The sequence below is a fragment of the Stappia albiluteola genome (assembly GCF_014050225.1).
In the GTDB taxonomy this organism is placed as follows: domain Bacteria; phylum Pseudomonadota; class Alphaproteobacteria; order Rhizobiales; family Stappiaceae; genus Hongsoonwoonella; species Hongsoonwoonella albiluteola.
Map to the genome: position 1 here is coordinate 258,591 of NZ_JACFXV010000064.1, position 18,101 is coordinate 276,691.

Annotated in this window: 18 protein-coding genes; 10 read left to right on the forward strand and 8 right to left on the reverse strand. The window is 65.2% G+C overall.

Annotated features, from left to right (window positions below; all coding sequences use genetic code 11):
* Positions 1 to 104: 104 nt before the first annotated feature.
* The gene (locus tag H2509_RS17735; protein ID WP_182167817.1) at positions 105 to 989 is read right to left on the reverse strand and encodes a site-specific tyrosine recombinase XerD; all 885 of its coding nucleotides are present in this window, start codon (positions 987 to 989) and stop codon (positions 105 to 107) included.
* 79 nt (positions 990 to 1,068) lie between these two features.
* Positions 1,069 to 1,212, reverse strand: a complete 144-nt coding sequence (locus H2509_RS17740) for a hypothetical protein (protein ID WP_182167782.1) — start codon at positions 1,210 to 1,212, stop codon at positions 1,069 to 1,071.
* 171 nt (positions 1,213 to 1,383) lie between these two features.
* Between H2509_RS17740 and H2509_RS17745 the strand changes: the two genes are divergently transcribed.
* From H2509_RS17745 to H2509_RS17755, 3 genes are all read left to right on the forward strand, one after another.
* Entirely contained in the window at positions 1,384 to 2,001 is a 618-nt protein-coding gene (locus H2509_RS17745; RefSeq protein ID WP_182167784.1) for a shikimate kinase, read from the forward strand.
* Entirely contained in the window at positions 1,998 to 3,149 is a 1,152-nt protein-coding gene (gene aroB, locus H2509_RS17750) for a 3-dehydroquinate synthase (protein WP_182167785.1), read from the forward strand. The genes H2509_RS17745 and aroB overlap by 4 nt, the downstream gene beginning before the upstream one ends.
* 88 nt (positions 3,150 to 3,237) lie before the next feature.
* Positions 3,238 to 4,569 carry an HlyC/CorC family transporter gene (locus tag H2509_RS17755; RefSeq protein WP_182167786.1) on the forward strand — a complete coding sequence of 444 codons (1,332 nt, stop codon included), beginning with the start codon at positions 3,238 to 3,240 and terminating at the stop codon, positions 4,567 to 4,569.
* Between the two features lie 6 nt (positions 4,570 to 4,575).
* Here H2509_RS17755 and H2509_RS17760 read toward each other — a convergent pair whose 3' ends face one another.
* Entirely contained in the window at positions 4,576 to 4,875 is a 300-nt protein-coding gene (locus H2509_RS17760) for a BolA family protein (RefSeq protein WP_456243050.1), read from the reverse strand.
* Positions 4,876 to 5,044: 169 nt separating this feature from the next.
* Between H2509_RS17760 and H2509_RS17765 the strand changes: the two genes are divergently transcribed.
* The 4 genes from H2509_RS17765 to H2509_RS17780 all read left to right on the forward strand — a co-directional run bounded on the left by H2509_RS17765 (position 5,045) and on the right by H2509_RS17780 (position 9,755).
* The gene (locus H2509_RS17765; RefSeq protein ID WP_182167788.1) at positions 5,045 to 5,644 is read left to right on the forward strand and encodes a J domain-containing protein; all 600 of its coding nucleotides are present in this window, start codon (positions 5,045 to 5,047) and stop codon (positions 5,642 to 5,644) included.
* 217 nt (positions 5,645 to 5,861) lie between these two features.
* Positions 5,862 to 6,848 (forward strand): cobaltochelatase subunit CobS, encoded by a 987-nt coding sequence (gene cobS / locus H2509_RS17770; protein WP_182167789.1) that lies wholly within the window; start codon positions 5,862 to 5,864, stop codon positions 6,846 to 6,848.
* Between the two features lie 10 nt (positions 6,849 to 6,858).
* Entirely contained in the window at positions 6,859 to 8,754 is a 1,896-nt protein-coding gene (gene cobT, locus H2509_RS17775; RefSeq protein WP_182167790.1) for a cobaltochelatase subunit CobT, read from the forward strand.
* Positions 8,751 to 9,755, forward strand: a complete 1,005-nt coding sequence (locus tag H2509_RS17780; RefSeq protein WP_182167791.1) for an esterase-like activity of phytase family protein — start codon at positions 8,751 to 8,753, stop codon at positions 9,753 to 9,755. Before cobT ends, H2509_RS17780 begins: the two co-directional genes overlap by 4 nt.
* 26 nt (positions 9,756 to 9,781) lie before the next feature.
* Here the strand turns inward: H2509_RS17780 and H2509_RS17785 are convergent, their stop codons facing one another.
* Complete coding sequence (locus H2509_RS17785) at positions 9,782 to 10,435, reverse strand: VUT family protein (RefSeq protein ID WP_182167792.1); 654 nt, start codon at positions 10,433 to 10,435, stop codon at positions 9,782 to 9,784.
* Positions 10,436 to 10,552: 117 nt separating this feature from the next.
* On the reverse strand, positions 10,553 to 10,843 hold the full coding sequence (gene rpmB / locus H2509_RS17790) for a 50S ribosomal protein L28 (protein ID WP_182167793.1): 291 nt from the start codon (positions 10,841 to 10,843) through the stop codon (positions 10,553 to 10,555).
* Positions 10,844 to 11,325: 482 nt separating this feature from the next.
* On the opposite strand from rpmB, the gene H2509_RS17795 reads away from it, so the two are divergent.
* The 3 genes from H2509_RS17795 to H2509_RS17805 all read left to right on the forward strand — a co-directional run bounded on the left by H2509_RS17795 (position 11,326) and on the right by H2509_RS17805 (position 14,836).
* Positions 11,326 to 12,186, forward strand: a complete 861-nt coding sequence (locus tag H2509_RS17795) for a DUF3108 domain-containing protein (RefSeq protein WP_209002031.1) — start codon at positions 11,326 to 11,328, stop codon at positions 12,184 to 12,186.
* Positions 12,187 to 12,355: 169 nt separating this feature from the next.
* Positions 12,356 to 13,309: an acetyl-CoA carboxylase carboxyltransferase subunit alpha gene (locus H2509_RS17800; protein ID WP_182167794.1), complete on the forward strand. Its 954-nt coding sequence runs from the start codon at positions 12,356 to 12,358 to the stop codon at positions 13,307 to 13,309.
* Between the two features lie 237 nt (positions 13,310 to 13,546).
* Entirely contained in the window at positions 13,547 to 14,836 is a 1,290-nt protein-coding gene (locus tag H2509_RS17805; RefSeq protein ID WP_182167795.1) for a L,D-transpeptidase family protein, read from the forward strand.
* 6 nt (positions 14,837 to 14,842) lie between these two features.
* On the opposite strand, the gene H2509_RS17810 is transcribed toward H2509_RS17805, so the two are convergent.
* From H2509_RS17810 to ispG, 3 genes are read right to left on the reverse strand one after another with little or no spacing between them, the layout of a single operon-like run.
* Positions 14,843 to 15,562, reverse strand: a complete 720-nt coding sequence (locus H2509_RS17810) for a DUF429 domain-containing protein (protein ID WP_182167796.1) — start codon at positions 15,560 to 15,562, stop codon at positions 14,843 to 14,845.
* Positions 15,563 to 15,577: 15 nt separating this feature from the next.
* Complete coding sequence (gene pdxY / locus H2509_RS17815) at positions 15,578 to 16,477, reverse strand: pyridoxal kinase (protein WP_182167797.1); 900 nt, start codon at positions 16,475 to 16,477, stop codon at positions 15,578 to 15,580.
* Between the two features lie 14 nt (positions 16,478 to 16,491).
* Complete coding sequence (gene ispG, locus H2509_RS17820) at positions 16,492 to 17,769, reverse strand: flavodoxin-dependent (E)-4-hydroxy-3-methylbut-2-enyl-diphosphate synthase (RefSeq protein ID WP_182167798.1); 1,278 nt, start codon at positions 17,767 to 17,769, stop codon at positions 16,492 to 16,494.
* Positions 17,770 to 18,101 lie beyond the last annotated feature (332 nt).

Below are 18,101 nucleotides of genomic sequence, written 5' to 3' on the forward strand. Positions count from 1 at the left end.
GTCTTGCCAGTTGTCGCGCGTCAGGAATGGATCGCCGGGTCAGGCCCGGCGAAGACGGGTGGAGAGTCCGTGCGCCTCCCCACGGCGCTCATCAACCCGCGTCCTCACCCCTCCGCCAGCGGATGGTGGCCTTCGACGAGCGCACGCAGGCGTTCGTCGAGCACATGGGTGTAGATCTGGGTGGTCGAAATGTCGGCATGACCCAGAAGCTGCTGTACGACGCGCAGGTCGGCCCCGTTCTGCAAGAGATGCGACGCGAAGGCGTGGCGCAGGACATGCGGGCTGACACCGCGCGGGTCGAGCCCCACGCCTACGGCCAGTTCCTTCAGATCTCTCGCGAAGGCTTGCCGGGTGAAGTGGCCGCTCTCGCCATGCGAGGGAAAGAGCCACGGGCTTGCCGCATATGCGCCTTCCGCCCTGCGAAGCGCCACATAGTTCCGCATCGCCTCTCCTGCGCGGGCGGACAGCGGCACGGCGCGCTCCTTGTTGCCCTTGCCGCGCACCGTGATCAGCCGCTCGGCCCTGAGTGCGGCGGCAACCGGCAGGCTCACCAGCTCCGACACGCGCAGCCCGGTCGCGTAAAGCACTTCCAGCAATGTGTGGAGACGGTTGGCCCGAAGCCGTTGCGCCGCGGTTTCATGATCCAGCCCGGCATTGAACCGGGCTGCCTCAAGGAGGCGGTCCACCTCTTCCACACTGAGTACGCCCGGCAGCTTCGCGCGCTTTTTTGGCCGCTTCACCGTTCTGGTCGGATCGTCGGCGCGCAGGCCTTCGGAATAGAGGAACTTGTAGAACTGGCGCAGCGCCGACAGGCGCCGGGCCTGAGAGCTTGGCGCGAAGCCGCGCCGGGCCAGGTCCTGCATATAGGCGGCAATATCCTCGCCACTGGCCCTAAGGGCATCGACGGCAAGGAACTCGCTGAAATCGTCGAGATCGCGCTGGTAGCTTTCCAGCGTGTTGAGGGCAGCGCCCCGCTCCGCCGCGAGCATTTCCAGAAAGCTATCGAAATGCACCGCGTCACGCGCCACGCGCCTGGTCTCCGAGGGTGTGATTCTTGGAGGCCCGAGTTTAGCGCCCGAAGCCTTCCTTTTGCACCCGGATCGTGATGTCGCGCGGAGTCGGTTCGTAGAAGGTGCCGAGCGCGTAGACGGCCGCGTAGCCAAGGCCGGCCACAATGGTGAGCGTCGTGATCAGGCGGAACAGTGTCGGCATCGTCCGGGTAAGGCTCTCGGGCGGGTATGGCTCGGCTCTTCTTGTGGGCGATCCGGCCGCGCCTTGCAAGGCTGGGATACAGGAAAATGGCGGTCTTCCGGGGCGGCGGCTTGACAGGTTCGGCGCGAAGCTATCAAACGCCATGGGTGGAGACGAAGCGGAGACCAGGCCTTGACGGCGGCAATTGCCCTTCCTGATGCGTCGAGCGAGCGGATACGCCGCCTCAGGACCGCGATCGGCGGGCAATCGATCGTGCTTGTCGGCATCATGGGCTGCGGGAAGTCGAGCGTCGGTCGCAGGCTTGCCGCGACCTTGGCCCTGTCCTTCGTCGATGCGGATACCGAGATCGAGACCGCCGCCAACATGACGATCCCGGAGATTTTCGCGATCCACGGCGAGCCCTATTTCCGCGCCGGCGAGCAACGTGTCATCGCCCGCCTGCTGAAGGAGGGCCCGCAAGTGCTGGCGACCGGGGGCGGTGCCTATATGAATGCCGATACGCGCGAGGAAATCCGCGCCGGCGGCATTGCCATCTGGCTGAAGGCAGAGTTCGACGTGGTGATGGCGCGGGTGCGCAAGCGCTCCAACCGTCCGTTGCTGCAGCAGAGCAATCCGGAAGAGGTGATGCGGCGCCTGATCGCCGAACGCTACCCCGTCTATGCGATGGCGGACATCACCGTCCAGTCGCGCGACGTGCCGCATGAACTGGTTGTGCTGGAAATCATCGAGGCGCTGGAGACCCATCTCGGTCTGGAAAGCCTCAAGGAAGAAGTGGATCTGAGCAAATGACGGCCCCGGCCGAAGCCTCCACCGCGCGCGAAGGCGCGCAGACCGTGCGGGTCGAACTCGGCGAGCGCAGCTACGACATCCTGGTCGGCCGCGGCCTGATCGCCTCGGCCGGCGACGAGATCGCGCGTCTGCTCTCCGGCGGGCGTGTCGCCGTGATCACCGACGACAATGTCGCCAAGGCCCAGTTACCGGCGCTCAAGGCATCGCTTGACGCCGCAGGGATCGGCCACGTCACCTTCGCGGTGAAGCCGGGCGAGCCCTCGAAGCGGTTCTCGACATTCGAGCAGCTTTGCGATCAGGTGCTGGAGGCCCGCCTTGAGCGTGGTGATGCGATCGTCGCGCTGGGCGGCGGAGTCGTCGGCGATCTGGCCGGGTTCGTGGCGGCAAGCGTGAGGCGCGGCATGCGCTTCATCCAGATGCCGACCAGCTTGCTTGCGCAGGTCGACAGTTCGGTCGGCGGCAAGACCGGTATCAATTCGCGCCATGGCAAGAACCTGATCGGCGCCTTCTACCAGCCGGGCCTGGTGATCGCTGATACCGCCGCGCTCGATACGCTGAGCCCGCGCGAATTCCGCGCCGGTTATGCGGAGGTGGCCAAATACGGCCTCATCGACGACGCTGACTTCTTCGCCTGGCTGGAGGCCAACCACCGGGAAATCTTCGCCGGTGGGGCCGCCCGCGACGAGGCGGTTGCCGCTTCCTGCCGCGCCAAGGCCCGCGTAGTCGCCGACGACGAATTCGAGGCCGGCAATCGTGCCCTGCTCAACCTAGGCCATACCTTCGGTCACGCGCTTGAATCAGCCGTCGATTACGACGGCGCCAGGCTCGTGCATGGCGAGGGCGTGGCGATCGGCATGCGGCTTGCCCATGCCTTTTCGGCAAGGCTCGGCCTTTGTCCGCAAGAAGATGTAGCCCGCGTCGAGGCGCATCTAAAAACTGTGGGCCTGCCTACCCATATGAAGGACATTCCCGGCCAGTTGCCGCCAGCGGCGACGCTGCTCGACATCATTGCGCAGGACAAGAAGGTGACACGCGGCGCGTTGACCTTCATCCTGACGCGCGGGATTGGTCGCTCCTTCGTGGAAAAGGGCGTCGACCCTCAGGAAGTGCTGAGCTTCCTGACTGAGGAGCTAGTGGAGCAAATTTGACATTTGAGTCCCGGTTGCAGCGAGGCTCTCGCTCAAATGTCAAATTCAAAAGGACCACTAGCGGGCTGATCGATAGACAAGGATTGCCATGAGCGACACCCAACTCTGGATCTCGGTTGCGGCGATTTTCGTGCTACTGGTGCTGTCCGCCTTCTTCTCGGGCTCTGAGACGGCGCTGACGGCGGCGTCGCGCGCGCGCATGCTCCAGCTGGAGAAGTCCGGCAACCGTCGCGCGCGGGTCGTCTCGACGCTGATCGCCGCGCGCGAAAGGCTGATCGGCGCCCTACTGCTCGGCAACAACCTCGTCAACATCCTGGCCTCGGCGCTCGCTACCAACGTGCTGTTGAACGTCTTCGGCGACGCCGGCGTGGTCTATGCGACGCTCGTCATGACCATGCTTGTCCTGATCTTTTCCGAAGTGCTGCCGAAGACCTGGGCGATCTCGCGGCCCGACCGTTTCGCTTTGGCCGTCTCGCCGATCGTCCGTATCGTCGTCGGCGTCTTCGGGCCGGTGGTGGTCGCGGTCGAGGCGATCGTGCGCTTCATCCTGCGCCTGTTCGGTGTTGACGTGACCGACGGGCAGGCGGTCCTTTCGGCGCATGAGGAACTGCGGGGGACCGTCGATCTGCAGCATATGGAAGGCGGCCTCTTCAAGGACGAGCGCGACCGTATCGGCGGGCTGCTCGACCTGAAGGAGCTCGAAGTTTCCGACGTGATGGTCCATCGCACCAAGATGATGGCGCTCAATGCCGACGATACGGCCGAAAAGATCGTCGAGGAGGCGCTGAAGAGCCCCTTCACGCGCCTGCCGCTGTGGCGGGGCCAGAGCGACAATTTCATCGGCGTGCTGCACGCCAAGGACCTGTTGCGGGCGCTTGCCAAGGCCGACGGCAAGGCCGATGCGCTGGAGATCGAGGAGATCATGACGCCGCCCTGGTTCGTCCCGGATACGACCAGCCTGCAGGATCAGCTCAACGCCTTCCTGAAGCGCAAGGCCCATTTCGCCCTCGTCATCGACGAATATGGCGAGGTGATGGGACTGGTGACGCTGGAAGACATTCTGGAAGAGATCGTCGGCGAGATCGCCGACGAGCATGACGTCGAGGTTCCAGGCCTCAGGCCGCAGCCGGACGGTTCGGTCATCGTCGACGGATCGGTGACGATCCGCGACCTGAACCGGGCGACGGACTGGAGCCTGCCGGATGAGGAAGCGACCACGATCGCGGGACTCGTCATCCACGAAGCGCGGATGATTCCCGAAGAACGCCAGGTGTTTACCTTCTACGGCTTCCGCTTCACCGTCTTGCGGCGCGAAAAGAACCGCATTACGCGGCTGCGCATCATGCCGCTTTCGGAAACCGGCAAGGTGTTCAGCATTCGCCAGGCGACCCCGCCGATGCCCAAGGCCGCGACGATCTGAGGCGGCCTAATCTTTCGGAGGCGAAACGCTCGCCTGGCGCGGATCGGCTTCTCCCGGTGCACGGGCCTCGACCGCCAGCGCATGGACGCCGCCCTTCAACTCGTCATCGAGGCAGGCGTTGATCGCCCGGTGCCGGTCGAGGCGGCTCTTGCCAGCGAAGGCCTCGGCGACGATGCGCACGCGAAAGTGAGTTTCCCCACCCTCGCGCCAGCCGCCATGGCCGCGATGGCGTTCGGACTCGTCGATGACCTCAAGTGTCTCGGGTGAGAAGGTCCGGGTCAGCTTTTCAGTGATTATTTGGCGCATTGTCATGTCGCTTTTTGTCCACTTCCGTCTCATTCCGTCAAGAGGCGCCGGTCCGCGGAGGGCAGGCGGGCTTGCCGAAGCAGGATGCGAAGGCTTATCAATCCGACCGGATGGACGTGCTGGCATCGCCCGCCTTGTTCCTACCTTTCAGGGTCTCCATAATCGGCACATGAAGCTCGACTCGAAAATATTCGACCGCATCCGCGTGAAGCCGGATCAGGATCGGCTGAATGCCGATCTGCATCCGCAGTGCGAGTTCGGCGACTGCGACAAGCCGGGTACGCATCGCGCGCCGAAGGGCCGCGACCGCGAGGGCGAGTATTTTCACTTCTGCCTCGACCATGTGCGCGAATACAACAAGTCGTACAATTATTTCATCGGCATGGACGATGATCGCGTGCGTGCCTGGCAGAAGGATTCCCTGACCGGCCATCGCCCGACCTGGAAGATGGGCGTCAACGCCAAGGCGGAAGGCGTCAACGCGCAGAACGCTTCCGCAAATGGCGGCTTCAGTCGTGCCCATGCCTATGGAACCTGGCGCCGGCAGTCCGCTGAACCGCGCCAGCCCAAGCTGAAGGCGCTGGAGGCACGCGCCTTCGAAACCCTCGGCCTTGCCGAAAACACGCGTGGCCCTGCGATCAAGTCGCGCTATAAGGAACTGGTGAAGCGGCACCACCCGGACGCCAATGGCGGCGACCGGTCGTCGGAAGAGCGGCTTCGCCAGATCATTCAGGCCTACACCCTCTTGAAGAAGGCCGGCTTTTGTTAGAGCGGGATGGCGAAAAGTGTGAGCGGTTTTCGCCTAAAATCCCGCTCTAAATTATTAGTATCGATCACGTTTCATGAGATTGGATCGATTCCATCCAATCTCATCGTGATCTAGAACCGCCGATCGCGGTTTCGCGCATGCGTGCGTCTTCGTGCGCTTGCGCCTTGTCTGATAAAGCGCCCTCCCGCAGCGAACGGGCCGGGGCAGCGGAGGTACGATGACTGAGAAGACGACGATGGTTGAAGGCCTGCCCGATACGAAGATCAAGGTGAAGGACGTGTTCGGAATCCAGTCGGACCTGGTCGTTCCGGCCTTTTCGACGGCGAGCGAGCATGTGCCCGACCTCGATCCCGACTACCTGTTCGACCGGGCGACAACGCTCGCCATCCTCGCCGGTTTTGCCCGCAATCGCCGCGTCATGGTAACCGGCTACCACGGCACCGGCAAATCGACCCATATCGAGCAGGTGGCCGCCCGCCTCAACTGGCCCTGCGTGCGCGTCAACCTCGACAGCCACATCTCCCGTATCGACCTTGTTGGCAAGGACGCGATCGTCATCCGCGACGGCCAGCAGATCACCGAATTCCGGGACGGCATCCTGCCCTGGGCGCTGCAGAACAACGTGGCGCTGGTCTTCGACGAATACGATGCCGGCCGCCCGGACGTGATGTTTGTGATCCAGCGCGTACTGGAAGTGTCCGGCCGCCTGACGTTGCTCGACCAGAACCGCGTCATCCGTCCGCACCCCGCCTTCCGCCTGTTCGCAACGGCCAACACCGTCGGTCTCGGCGACACGTCCGGCCTCTATCACGGCACCCAGCAGATCAACCAGGGCCAGATGGACCGCTGGTCGATCGTCACCACGCTGAACTATCTGCCGCATGACAACGAGGTGGAGATCGTGCTGGCCAAGGCCAAGCACTACCAGGGCACCGAAGGGCGGGCGATCGTCTCCAAGATGGTGCGGCTGGCCGACATGACCCGCAACGCCTTCATCAACGGAGACCTGTCGACGGTGATGAGCCCGCGCACGGTGATCACCTGGGCCGAGAACGCCGAGATCTTCGGCGACATGGGCTTCGCCTTCCGCGTCACCTTCCTCAACAAGTGCGACGAGTTGGAACGCACCCTCGTGGCCGAGTTCTATCAGCGCTGCTTCGGCGAGGACCTGCCGGAATCGGCTACCAACGTGGTGATGAGCTGACGGAAGCGCCATGCGCCAGCCACCCTCGGAGAAGCCCAAGCAGCCGACGACGGAGCCGCTGAAGCAGGCCGTCGCCGGCGCCATGCGGGCGATCGCCGGCGAGCCGGAACTGGAGGTGCTGTTCTCCTCCGACCGGCCGTCGCTGATCGGCAATACCGCACGCCTGCCCGAACCGCCGCGCCGGCTGTCGGCCGCCGAGATCGCGGTGACCCGCGGCCTCGGCGATTCCATGGCGCTGAAGCTCGCCTGCCATGACGAGGCGATCCACCGCAAGTTCATGCCGCATGGCCAGATGGGCCGCGAGATCTTCGAGGCGGTGGAACAGGCGCGCTGCGATGCCGTGGGCGCCAACCGCATGCCGGGCGTCGCTTCCAATCTCGACGCCATGCTGCAGGAACGCTACGCCAAGGCGGGCTTCGCCGAGGTGACGGACCGTTCCGATGCGCCGTTGCAGGACGCGCTGGCGATGATCGTGCGCGAACGGCTGACCGGCCGCCGGCCGCCGATCGCCGTTTCCCGCGTCGTGGATCTGTGGCGCGAGTGGATCGAGGACAAGGCGGGTGCCGATCTCGACCGCCTCGCCTCCCGGCTCGAGGACCAGTCGGCCTTCGCCAAGGAACTCAAGCACGTCCTGACCGCGCTCGACATGGAAGACGAGTTCGGCGGCGACATGGACGAGGACCAGGAAGAGGGCGACGACGAAGAAGGCCGCAACGAGCGCGCCGAGACGTCGGCCGAGGGCGAAGAGGAAGGTGGCGAGGAAGAGGGCGCGCCGCAGGAGATGGAAAGCTCCGGCGAGGAGCAGGAAGCCGGCGAGACGGAAGCGCTCGACGGCGACTTCCAGGATATGGACGATACGGCTGACATGGAGGCCGAGGAACCGGGCGAAAGCCCGCGTCGCGACCTGCCGTTCTCCAACCAGCCGCCTGGGCCCGACTACAAGGTCTATACCCGCTCCTTCGACGAAGTGGTGACGGCCGAGGATCTGTGCGACCAGGCCGAGCTCGATCGGCTGCGCGGCTATCTCGACAAGCAGCTCGCCAACCTGCAGGGCGCCGTGGCGCGGCTTGCCAACCGCCTGCAGCGCAAGCTGCTTGCGCAGCAGAACCGTTCGTGGAATTTCGATCTCGAGGAAGGCCTGCTCGACACGGCGAGGCTGACGCGCGTCGTCACCGACCCGATGCAGCCGCTCGCCTTCAAGCAGGAAAGCGACATCAATTTCCGCGACACGGTGGTGACGCTGCTGCTCGATAATTCCGGCTCGATGCGCGGCCGGCCGATCACAGTTGCCGCCACTTGCGCAGATATCCTTGCCCGCACGCTGGAGCGCTGTGGCGTGAAGGTCGAGATCCTTGGCTTCACGACCCGTGCCTGGAAGGGCGGGCAGGCGCGCGAAGCCTGGCTTGCGGCCGGCAAGCCGGCGCAACCCGGGCGCCTGAACGACCTCCGGCATATCGTCTACAAGGCGGCGGACGCGCCCTGGCGGCGGGCGCGGCGCAATCTCGGCCTGATGATGCGCGAAGGGTTGCTGAAGGAGAATATCGACGGCGAGGCGCTGGACTGGGCGCATCATCGCCTGCTGGCGCGCCCCGAACAACGCAAGATCCTGATGATGATCTCCGACGGCGCGCCGGTCGACGATTGCACGCTTTCCGTCAATCCCGGCAATTATCTGGAACGGCACCTGCGCTGGGTGATCGAGGAAATCGAGACCCGCTCGCCGGTGGAACTGATCGCCATCGGCATCGGCCATGACGTCACCCGCTATTACCGCCGCGCGGTGACCATCGTCGATGCGGAAGAACTGGCGGGCGCGATGACAAACCAGCTTGCCGACCTTTTCGACGAGGAAGCGATGCAGGCAAGCCACGCGCGCCGTGGCCGGATGCACGCCGGACGGCGATGAGAAAAGCGCTCCTCGCCTCCCTCTGCCTTTTGGCGATTGTGGGCGGCGGGGCGGCGGCCGCGCCCAGAATCGTCAACGAGAACGTCACGGTGGCAGCCGAGCCGATCCTGAATTTCGGGATCGGGCGGGCCGAGCAGGTTCGCTTCGGCAAGCTCGACTATCTGGGCGGTATCGAATTGCTGGCGGGCAACCGCCATGTCGGCGGCTTGTCCGGACTGGTGGTCAGCCCGGACGGCGGATCGCTGCTTGCGGTCACCGACAACGGCCTGTGGTTTCGCGCCGAGCTGGAGCAGGACGCCGCGGCTAGGCCGCTTGCCATCCGCAATGCCTCGATCGCGCCGATGGTCGGGCCGGACGGCAAGCCGCTGCTTTCGGGTGGCCTGGCCGACACGGAAGCCGTGACCCGTAATGAAAAGGGCGAGGTCTTCGTCTCCGTCGAAGGGCGGCATTCGATCCTGGCCTTCCCTGCCCCCTTCGACTTGAACGAGCGCGCGCGGCCGATCGCCCTGCCTCAAGGAATCTCGAAGCTCAGGTACAACAAGGGGCTGGAAGCATTGGCGGCAAGCCCGTCGTCTGGCCCGCTCAAGGGCGCGCTGGTAGCGATTGCCGAGCGCGGCCAGAGCTATGACGACGACATGCCGGGCTTTCTGGTCGGGGGAGCAAGGCCCGGACAGTTCACCGTCCGGCGCAGCGGCGACTTCGATGCGACCGACGCCGCCTTTTTGCCGGATGGCGACCTGCTGCTGCTGGAGCGACGCTTCAACCTGCGCCACGGCATCGGCATGCGCATCCGCCGGATTGCGGCTGCAAGCCTGATGCCAGGTGCGGTCGTCGACGGGGATGTGCTGATCGAGGCCGGTTTCACTCATCAGATCGACAATATGGAAGGACTGGCCGTCCATCGGTTGCCGGCGGGTGACGTCATCCTGACGGTCATTTCCGACGACAACCGGTCGATCCTGCAGCGGACGCTGCTCCTGCGTTTCAGGCTCGCCGAATAAGGGTTGCCCCTCAGGCGACGGACATCTCAGGCGACGGACGGGCGCGGCGACATGCCGAATACGGCCAGCAGCACCCGGTAGGGCGCAAGCAGCGCGCCGGCGACGAGCAGCTTCACCACGAAATCACCCAGTGCCCAGGAAATCCAGCGCGGGGCTTCAAGCGCGAAGACGCCGAACAAGGGCGCGCTTTCGGTGGCGAACGGATTGTCGGCGCCAAGCACCGGCGTGAAGACCGTGGCAAAGGCAAGGCCGAAGAACAGCACCGTGTCCAGCACCGAGCCGATGATGGAGGAGACGACCGGAGCCTTCCACCAGGCGGAGGCGCGCAGGCGGTCGAAGATCGTCACGTCGAGAAGCTGGGCGAGCAGGAAGGCGCTGCCCGAGGCGAGCGCGATGCGCGGCTCGGCCAGCAGGAAGGAAAGCGCGACGGCAAGCACGAAACCGACCAGCACCACCTTGCGCGCGGCAGCCGGGCCGAAGCGGCGGTTGGTCAGGTCGTTGACGAGGAAGGCGGCCGGATAGGTGAAGGCGCCCCAGGTCAGGATATCGGCCAGGTTGATCGGGCCGAGCATGCCGTTGACCGGATACTGGACCAGGATATTGGCGGAAACGACAACCACCACCATCGCCGCCATGGCGGTCAGGGCGGCAAGGGGAGAGAAGCGTGCGGACGGGGTCATGGTCGAATTCCGACTGGTTATTTTGCAAACAATAGGGCGCGATCCGCGGCCGCGCAGGCATGCGAAAAGAGGCGCTGTGAGGCGCCTCTTGCATCCCGTGCGTACTGATCGGTTAAATCAGGCGGCCTCGGCCTGGCGGCGCCGGATCTCGGTCTTCAGCAGACGGGCGCGCGGCGAAAGCTCGCTGTCGGACGCCTTCATGAGGAAAGCGTCGAGACCGCCGCGATGCTCAACCGAGCGCAGCGCGTGCGCGGAAATGCGCAGCTTGTAGGTCTGGCCGAGCGTGTCGGAGATCAGCGACACGTTGCACAGGTTCGGCAGGAAACGCCGACGCGTCCTGTTGTTGGCATGGCTGACGTTATTGCCGGACATCACGTCCTTGCCGGTCAGTTCGCAACGGCGGGCCATGGTATCACCTTCTTGTTACTGTCGTGTTCCTGAATGCCCGTCTTTCAGCTATTCTGACGAAACCGGCATTCTGCGGTTGGTTCCGGTGCGGCGCGGGTGCTGACTGCGGCAGTCTTCGCCAAGCGGTTTTTCCGTCGGCGAAATCCGCTTCAGACCCGGCGTTCTCGCGCCGGCGCTGATTGGAAAGTCGGCATCGTATAAGGGGCGCGCCTTCCAAGGTCAAGCGATCTTGAAAGGGGCGCGCGGGAAATCGTGGAGTGTCATGGCCTCGGTGGTGCCGTTTGGATTACATTAACCATACGGTTACCGGGCTGGGCACAAACTGCGGGCGGCGGATCGAAGTTGCGGGGGGTGCGCCGCTCCCGTATCGCCGCCGTCCAAGCCCCGTAGAGGGCAGGGCAGCAAAGGCGGAGTATTCGCGTCGGTCGCGGATCGGTACGGCATGATCGCCGGGCCATGCGCGACGTCAGGAGGGTAACAGGGTGCCCAGGCTTTCGTCGTCGTTCAAGAACGGTATTCTCAGCCGCGCCGCGGGTTTCGCGACGGCGGCGGTTTTCGCACTTTCCCTTGCGCCAGCCTCGGTGGCGGCGGAAACGCAGCGCCTTGGCGGCGTCTACGACATATCGGTCGCTGGTTTCACGGTGGCGCGCGGTTCGCTGTCTCTGGTCGTGCAGGGCAATGCCTATTCGGCCAAGGCCGGCATGGAACCGGCCGGCATCGGCACGCTGTTTTCGACCGGCAAGGGCGGGGCGGAAGCCTCCGGCTGGCTGAGCGGCTCGAAGGTTCGCCCGTCGCGCTACACCATGGCTTCGAGAGCGTCCAACCGCGACTTCTACGTCGATCTTTCGCTCGGCTCCGGAAACGTCAAGGCGATGGAAGTCAGCCCCAAGTTCAAGCCGAACCCGGAGCGCATCAAGATCACGGACGCGCATACCCGCCAGATCGTCGATCCCCTGAGCGCGATCCTGCTGCCGGTTGGTCGGAGCAAGAGCAGTCCCGAAAACGCGGCCTGCAATCGCAAGATCCCGGTCTTCGACGGCTGGACGCGCTTCGATATCGAACTTTCCTACAAGGAAACGCGCGAGGTTTCGGGCCACGGCTATGATGGCCCGGTGATCGTCTGCCAGGCGCGCTGGGTGCCGGTGGCCGGCCATCGCCCCTCGCGGGCGAATGCCAGCTACATGAAGAACAAGGACAGCATGGAGGCCTGGCTCGCGCCGCTTGCCGCCGGCCGTCTCTTCGTGCCTTACCGCATCCAGATGGCGACGCGCTCCGGCACGCTGGTGGTGGAGCCGCAGGCGCTGAAACTTTCGGGTGCGGTGAGCGACCAGGCCTGGCGCTGACCATCGATAATTCGCAGACGGAACGGGCGGCTTGACACAGGCGGCTGCTGTCGCCAGTCTCCGGCCGTTTTCGCTCCCCCGCGCGATGCGGTCGCGGCGAGGGACGCAGATCCGGCGCGAACACCGGTTGGCAAAAGCCGAGCCGGCGCAAGAACGAGACAATCAGGCCATGCACAGCTTCCTTGAATTCGAAAAACCGGTCGCCGAACTCGCCGGCAAGGTCCACGAATTGAGAGCGCTGGCCGACAGCGGCGAGGCGGTCGATGTCGACGAGGAGATCGCCCGGCTGCAGGTGAAGGCCGACCAGGCGCTGAAGGACATCTACGCCAAGCTCACGCCCTGGCAGAAGACGCTGGTCGCCCGCCATCCCGACCGTCCGCATGCCGCCGACTACGTCAACGGCCTGATCGAGGACTTCACGCCGCTGGCCGGCGACCGCAAATATTCCGAGGATGCGGCGGTGATCGCCGGTTTCGGCCGTTTCCGCGGCCGTTCGGTCGCGGTCCTCGGACAGGAAAAGGGCAATGACACCCAGTCGCGGCTGAAGCACAATTTCGGCATGGCCCGGCCGGAGGGCTATCGCAAGGCCGTGCGCATCATGGAGATGGCCGGCCGTTTCGAGATTCCGGTGATTTCCTTCGTCGACACCGCCGGTGCCTATCCGGGTATCGGTGCGGAGGAGCGCGGTCAGGCCGAGGCGATCGCTCGCTCCACCGATGCCTGCCTGGCGCTTGAATCGCCGAACGTTGCGCTGGTGATCGGCGAAGGTGGCTCGGGCGGGGCGATCGCGATCGCCACCTGCAACCACGTCGCCATGCTGGAGCATGCGATCTACAGCGTCATCTCGCCGGAAGCCGGCGCCTCGATCCTGTGGCGCGACAGCGCCCGGGCGCAGGACGCGGCCACCAACATGAAGATCACCGCGCAGGATCTCATCAAGCTCGGCATCGTCGACGAGATCGTCGAGGAGCCGCTGGGCGGTGCGCACCGGGCAAGGGAAACGGTGATCAACCGTGCCGGGTCGGTGATCGAGAAGGCGCTGGCCCGCTTCGACGGCTGGTCCGCGCAGGACATCCGTCGCCATCGCCGCGACAAGTTCCTGAAGATCGGCCGGACGCTCTAAGGTCCCGTTTTTGTTGATGCGGCGCATCAGTGCGCCGCAAATCGACATGGCTTCGCCCGATTTCCGCCGGTTGCCGCCAAATCGCCGGATTCACCCCGCATGGGTCGCCGATTGCATCGGCACAAGCGGAGTAACCACTCCTCAACCATGATTGAGTAGCCTCGGAGTTGGCCGATCCGGGGGCACGGGCTATCAAGGTTGCATGCGGGAAAACCGCAACAAGCGAAGGTTCTTGAGATGGCGGTTCATCAGTCCCTTAAGACGCGCTGGCTGAAACTCGGCATGGCCGTGGCGCTCGGCTTCACGCTCGCCGCCTGTCAGGCGGACGAATTCGTGTCGTCTGGTCCCAAGCACCTGCGCCCCGTCAGCGCCTCCATCAAGGAGAAGATGCAGGAGCTCGGCATGAAGGCCGAGTCGCCGATCATGATCCGCATCTACAAGGAGGATTCGGAGCTGGAGGTCTGGAAGCAGACCAAGAGCGGGCGCTACGCGCTGCTGAAGAGCTTCGAGATCTGCAAGTGGTCCGGCGAGCTGGGACCGAAGATCAAGGAAGGCGACCGCCAGGCGCCGGAAGGCTTCTACGAGATCACGCCGGCCCTGATGAACCCGAATTCCAGCTATCATCTCGCCTTCAACATGGGCTACCCGAACAAGTTTGACCGGGCTTATGGCCGCACCGGCTCCCACCTGATGGTGCACGGCGCCTGCTCGTCGCGCGGCTGCTACGCGATGACGGACGAGCAGATCCAGGATATTTACGCCCTCGCCCGCGACTCCTTCCGGGGCGGCCAGCGCTCGTTCCAGGTCCAGGCCCTGCCCTTCCGCATGACGCCGGAAAACATGGTCAAGCACCGCGACAGCGAGCATTTCGAATTCTGGAAGATGCTGAAGCGCGGCACCGATCATTTCGAGGTGACCAAGGTTCCGCCGCAAATCGGCGTCTGCGAGAAACGCTATGTCTTCGACGCGACGCAGGTCGTGGAGGGCGTGCCGCTGAATGCCGTCGGCAAGTGCCCGGATCTCGACGTGCCGGACGCAGTGGAGCAGGCGGTCGCGGCGAAGGAACGCAAGGACGAGGAAAAGTTCAACCAGATCGTCGCCAGCATCGAGCGCTCTGAAGAACGCAAGAAGCAGTTCGCCGCGATCTTCGGCTCCGACGAGGAAACGGCGCAGAAGACCGAGGGTGATGCCGCGACGGCTCCCGTCACGGTTGCTGCCGCGCCAGCCGCAAACCCGGCCGGCGAGCCGGCGAAGGTTACCGCTCCGGCATCGGCAAGCGAAGCCATCGCCGCAATTGCCACCAACAGCGATCAGCGCGGCGGAAAGCCGGAGGCCGAGCGCCTGGGCGTGCCGACGGCAACTGCCTTCGCGCCCGAAGCCAAGAAGCCTTCGGACGAAGGCGGCTTCTTCACCCGCTTCATCCCGACTTTCGGGCTGATCGGCGGCGATGACGAGGAAAGAAGCGCTCCCGATCCCGCGCTTGCCGCGGCACCAGCGCCGCAGTCCAAGCCTGACGCGAAGCCTTGACGGGACTTACGCCCAGATCGCCATCCTGAAGCCGCGTGCGTCCCTCTCGGGAGGCTCCGGGAAGGGCCGCGCCAATCCCCGCATGATGCGCTCCGCGATCAGCGCGTTGACGCAGGCATCGATGAAATCGTCGCGGCCGGCGCCGCGCGGTGGCGGTTGATCCAGAAAGGCGCGCTCGAAGCCGTGGCGTTCAAGCAAGTCGCGCCGCTCGTCGAGGCCGGGCCCGTTCGCTCGGCTCCTGACCTTCTTCGGCAGCGACATCGGCCTTTCGCCATTCAACCGCCAGAAGGCGACTTCCGGATGGACCTCGTAGATGACGGCTTCCATCTGCGCCGACATCAGCGCATCGATCTCCCGGATCTTGGGGAAGATATTGAAGGCCTGCTTTGAAACCTTGCGCGGAGGGTCGGAGGTTTCCAGCGCCACGCGGCAGGCCTCGCGATAGTCGTCGCAATAGACGGCGGCGCGAGAGGGGATCGAAAAGACCGAAGATTGCCGCTCGCCCAGCAGCGGGCGCACCAACCGCTCGGGCCCGCGTCCGCCTGATCCCGCGCGTTCGGGCAGGCCGATCGGCATGTCGACGGCAATCAGTGTCGGGCTTTCGGGACGTTCGAGCAGGTCGGCAAAGCGCGGCACCAGCAGCACGTCGGGCGACGCGTCCGAGGCAAGATCGCGGAGAACGGCGATCCAGCCAGCCCTTGCGCCATCCACGCCCGCAACCAGCATCCGCTTCCCTCGCCGTCAGGCCGGTTTCGGCCGGTCGAGGATGCGGCGCGAGGAAACGAGCGCCATCGGTCCGACGAGCGAGCTCTGTTCGGACGAAAGCAGCAGCTCGCTGGACCCCTGCTTCACGCTGCGGGCGACGAGCTCGAATGTGGAGGCCGCGGCGCGTTTCAGCGCACCTTCCTCGCCATGACCTTCAAGCAGCCTTGCGGTGAAGAGAGCGGAGAAAAGATCGCCCGTGCCGTGGGGCGCGTTGATGACGAGCCCGTGTTCGGCGGCAAGCGAGCCGCCCGGTCCGACCAGGAGATTGCAGACCGAATTGCGCCGAAGGGCCGGCGACGAGGTAACGATCACACGCTCCGGCCCGAGCGTGCGGGCGGCAACGATCGCCTCCGCCTCCGTCTCGACGGGCAATCCGGTCAGCCAGGCAAGCTCGAAGCGGTTGGGTGTCGCGATATCGGCGCGCGAAATCAGGTGCTCCCGCTGAGCGTTGGCAGTCGCTTCGGGAACGTAGAGGCCGGCGCCGTCGCCGATCACGGGATCGCAGATGTGCCAGGCCTTCGGATTGGCGGCCTTCAGCGCATCGACCAGCTTCGCAACCTCCGCCGCCTGGCCGGCCTCGCCCAGATAGCCGGTGAGAATCGCCGCGCAGGAACCCAATCCGGTCCCGCCCGCAATGTCGCCGATGAGCCTTGCGAAATCCTCCGCCGGCGGCACGATGCGGGTGCCCGGGCCTTGACCCGGATGCCAGGGCAGCAGGATGGTCGGCACGAACCAGACGGGAAAGCCCAGACGCTCCAGCGCGAAGACGGCGCCTCTGCCCCCGATCGCGCCGTTGACCACTTGCGAAGTGACCACGATGACGGGAGGGCGGGGCTGAAATCTTGCGGCGGGTGCGGTTTCGCGTGGCGGCAGCATGCAGGTTCCGGGCGTCAGGAAGCGGAGCGGCGCGCGGAGGCGCCGGGCCCGAAGCGGGTCTCGATATAGTCGGCGACCATCTCCTTGAAGGCGTCGGCGATGCCTTCGCCCCTCAGCGTCGCGACCTTCTTTCCATCGATGAACACGGGAGCCGCCGGCACTTCACCTGTTCCGGGAAGCGAGATGCCGATATCGGCGTGCTTGCTTTCGCCCGGACCGTTGACGATGCAGCCCATCACCGCGACGTTGAGCGCCTCGACGCCGGGATACTTCTCGCGCCATTGCGGCATGGAGACGCGGATACTCTCCTGGATGTCGCGGGCAAGCTCCTGAAACACGGTCGAGGTGGTGCGCCCGCAGCCGGGGCACGCGGCGACGATGGGAATGAAGGCGCGAAAGCCCATGGTCTGGAGCAGTTCCTGCGCCACCTGCACCTCGCGGGTGCGGTCGCCGCCCGGCTCCGGCGTCAGCGACACGCGGATCGTGTCGCCGATGCCCTGCTGCAGCAGGATGCCCATGGAAGCGGCCGAGGCGACGATGCCCTTCGACCCCATACCGGCCTCGGTGAGGCCGAGATGGAGCGCATAGTCGCAGCGCCTGGCGAGGTCGGCGTAGACGGCGATCAGGTCCTGCACCTGGCTGACCTTGGCAGACAGGATGATCTTGTCGCGGCCCATGCCGAGTTCTTCGGCGCGCTCGGCCGAAAGAAGTCCGGACTGGATGATCGCCTCGCGCATGACGGCGGCAGCCGACAGCGGCGCGTCGCTCGCCGCATTGTCGTCCATCAGGCGGGTCAGAAGCTCCTGGTCGAGCGACCCCCAATTGACGCCGATGCGGACCGGCTTGTCGTGCTTCAGCGCGATATCGATGATCTGCGAGAATTGCGTGTCGCGCTTGCCCTTGAAGCCGACATTGCCCGGATTGATGCGGTATTTGGCGAGTGCCTCGGCACAGGCCGGATGATCGGCCAGTAGCTTGTGGCCGATATAGTGGAAGTCGCCGATGAGCGGCACGTTGACGCCGATCCGCTCCAGCCGGTCGCGGATGCGCGGCACTGCGGCGGCGGCCTCGTCGCGGTCGACGGTGATGCGCACGATTTCCGAGCCTGACCGGGCCAGCGCCGAAACCTGCGCCACCGTGGCATCGATATCGGCGGTATCGGTGTTGGTCATCGACTGCACGACGACCGGATGGCCGCCGCCGATGACGACCCCGCCGACGGAGACGGCGACCGACTGACGGCGCGGCGCGGGGCCGGCCTGGTCGCGGGAGGTTTCGACGGCATCCAGCATGAGCATTTCCGCTTCCGGCATCGCAGGGACGTTCGTCCCGCCACTGCCCGTTTGATTAGTGCGCGGCGGGCCGTCGTGCAAGGGGGCGCGACTTGATCCCGCGCCGAGATGACGCTTGTTTCTGCGGCAAGCGCCGGCCCCAGCCCTTGGCCGTCATCCCGGGCGAGTGAGGCTTAGCCGAACGATGACCCGGATCCAGCAATCAGCGCGGGCGTGAGCCTGCTTCCTTCCCAATTCAAGCCGTGGCCCACGGGCGGAAGATATCTGGCCCCGGCACTGGCGGCGCGGCCGGCGCTCATGCGGGCCGGGGTGACGATGGAGCGTGGCGCGGG

Coding starts and splice junctions, on each gene's coding strand:
- H2509_RS17805 (WP_182167795.1), top strand. CDS start 13,547: ATGGCGGTTCATCAGTCCCTTAAGACGCGCTGGCTGAAACTCGGCATG.
- pdxY (WP_182167797.1), bottom strand. CDS start 16,477: ATGCTGCCGCCACGCGAAACCGCACCCGCCGCAAGATTTCAGCCCCGC.
- rpmB (WP_182167793.1), bottom strand. CDS start 10,843: ATGGCCCGCCGTTGCGAACTGACCGGCAAGGACGTGATGTCCGGCAAT.
- H2509_RS17765 (WP_182167788.1), top strand. CDS start 5,045: ATGAAGCTCGACTCGAAAATATTCGACCGCATCCGCGTGAAGCCGGAT.
- cobT (WP_182167790.1), top strand. CDS start 6,859: ATGCGCCAGCCACCCTCGGAGAAGCCCAAGCAGCCGACGACGGAGCCG.
- H2509_RS17755 (WP_182167786.1), top strand. CDS start 3,238: ATGAGCGACACCCAACTCTGGATCTCGGTTGCGGCGATTTTCGTGCTA.
- H2509_RS17740 (WP_182167782.1), bottom strand. CDS start 1,212: ATGCCGACACTGTTCCGCCTGATCACGACGCTCACCATTGTGGCCGGC.
- H2509_RS17800 (WP_182167794.1), top strand. CDS start 12,356: ATGCACAGCTTCCTTGAATTCGAAAAACCGGTCGCCGAACTCGCCGGC.
- ispG (WP_182167798.1), bottom strand. CDS start 17,769: ATGCTGGATGCCGTCGAAACCTCCCGCGACCAGGCCGGCCCCGCGCCG.
- H2509_RS17810 (WP_182167796.1), bottom strand. CDS start 15,562: ATGCTGGTTGCGGGCGTGGATGGCGCAAGGGCTGGCTGGATCGCCGTT.
- H2509_RS17760 (WP_456243050.1), bottom strand. CDS start 4,875: ATGCGCCAAATAATCACTGAAAAGCTGACCCGGACCTTCTCACCCGAG.
- aroB (WP_182167785.1), top strand. CDS start 1,998: ATGACGGCCCCGGCCGAAGCCTCCACCGCGCGCGAAGGCGCGCAGACC.
- cobS (WP_182167789.1), top strand. CDS start 5,862: ATGACTGAGAAGACGACGATGGTTGAAGGCCTGCCCGATACGAAGATC.
- H2509_RS17780 (WP_182167791.1), top strand. CDS start 8,751: ATGAGAAAAGCGCTCCTCGCCTCCCTCTGCCTTTTGGCGATTGTGGGC.
- H2509_RS17785 (WP_182167792.1), bottom strand. CDS start 10,435: ATGACCCCGTCCGCACGCTTCTCTCCCCTTGCCGCCCTGACCGCCATG.
- H2509_RS17735 (WP_182167817.1), bottom strand. CDS start 989: ATGCTCGCGGCGGAGCGGGGCGCTGCCCTCAACACGCTGGAAAGCTAC.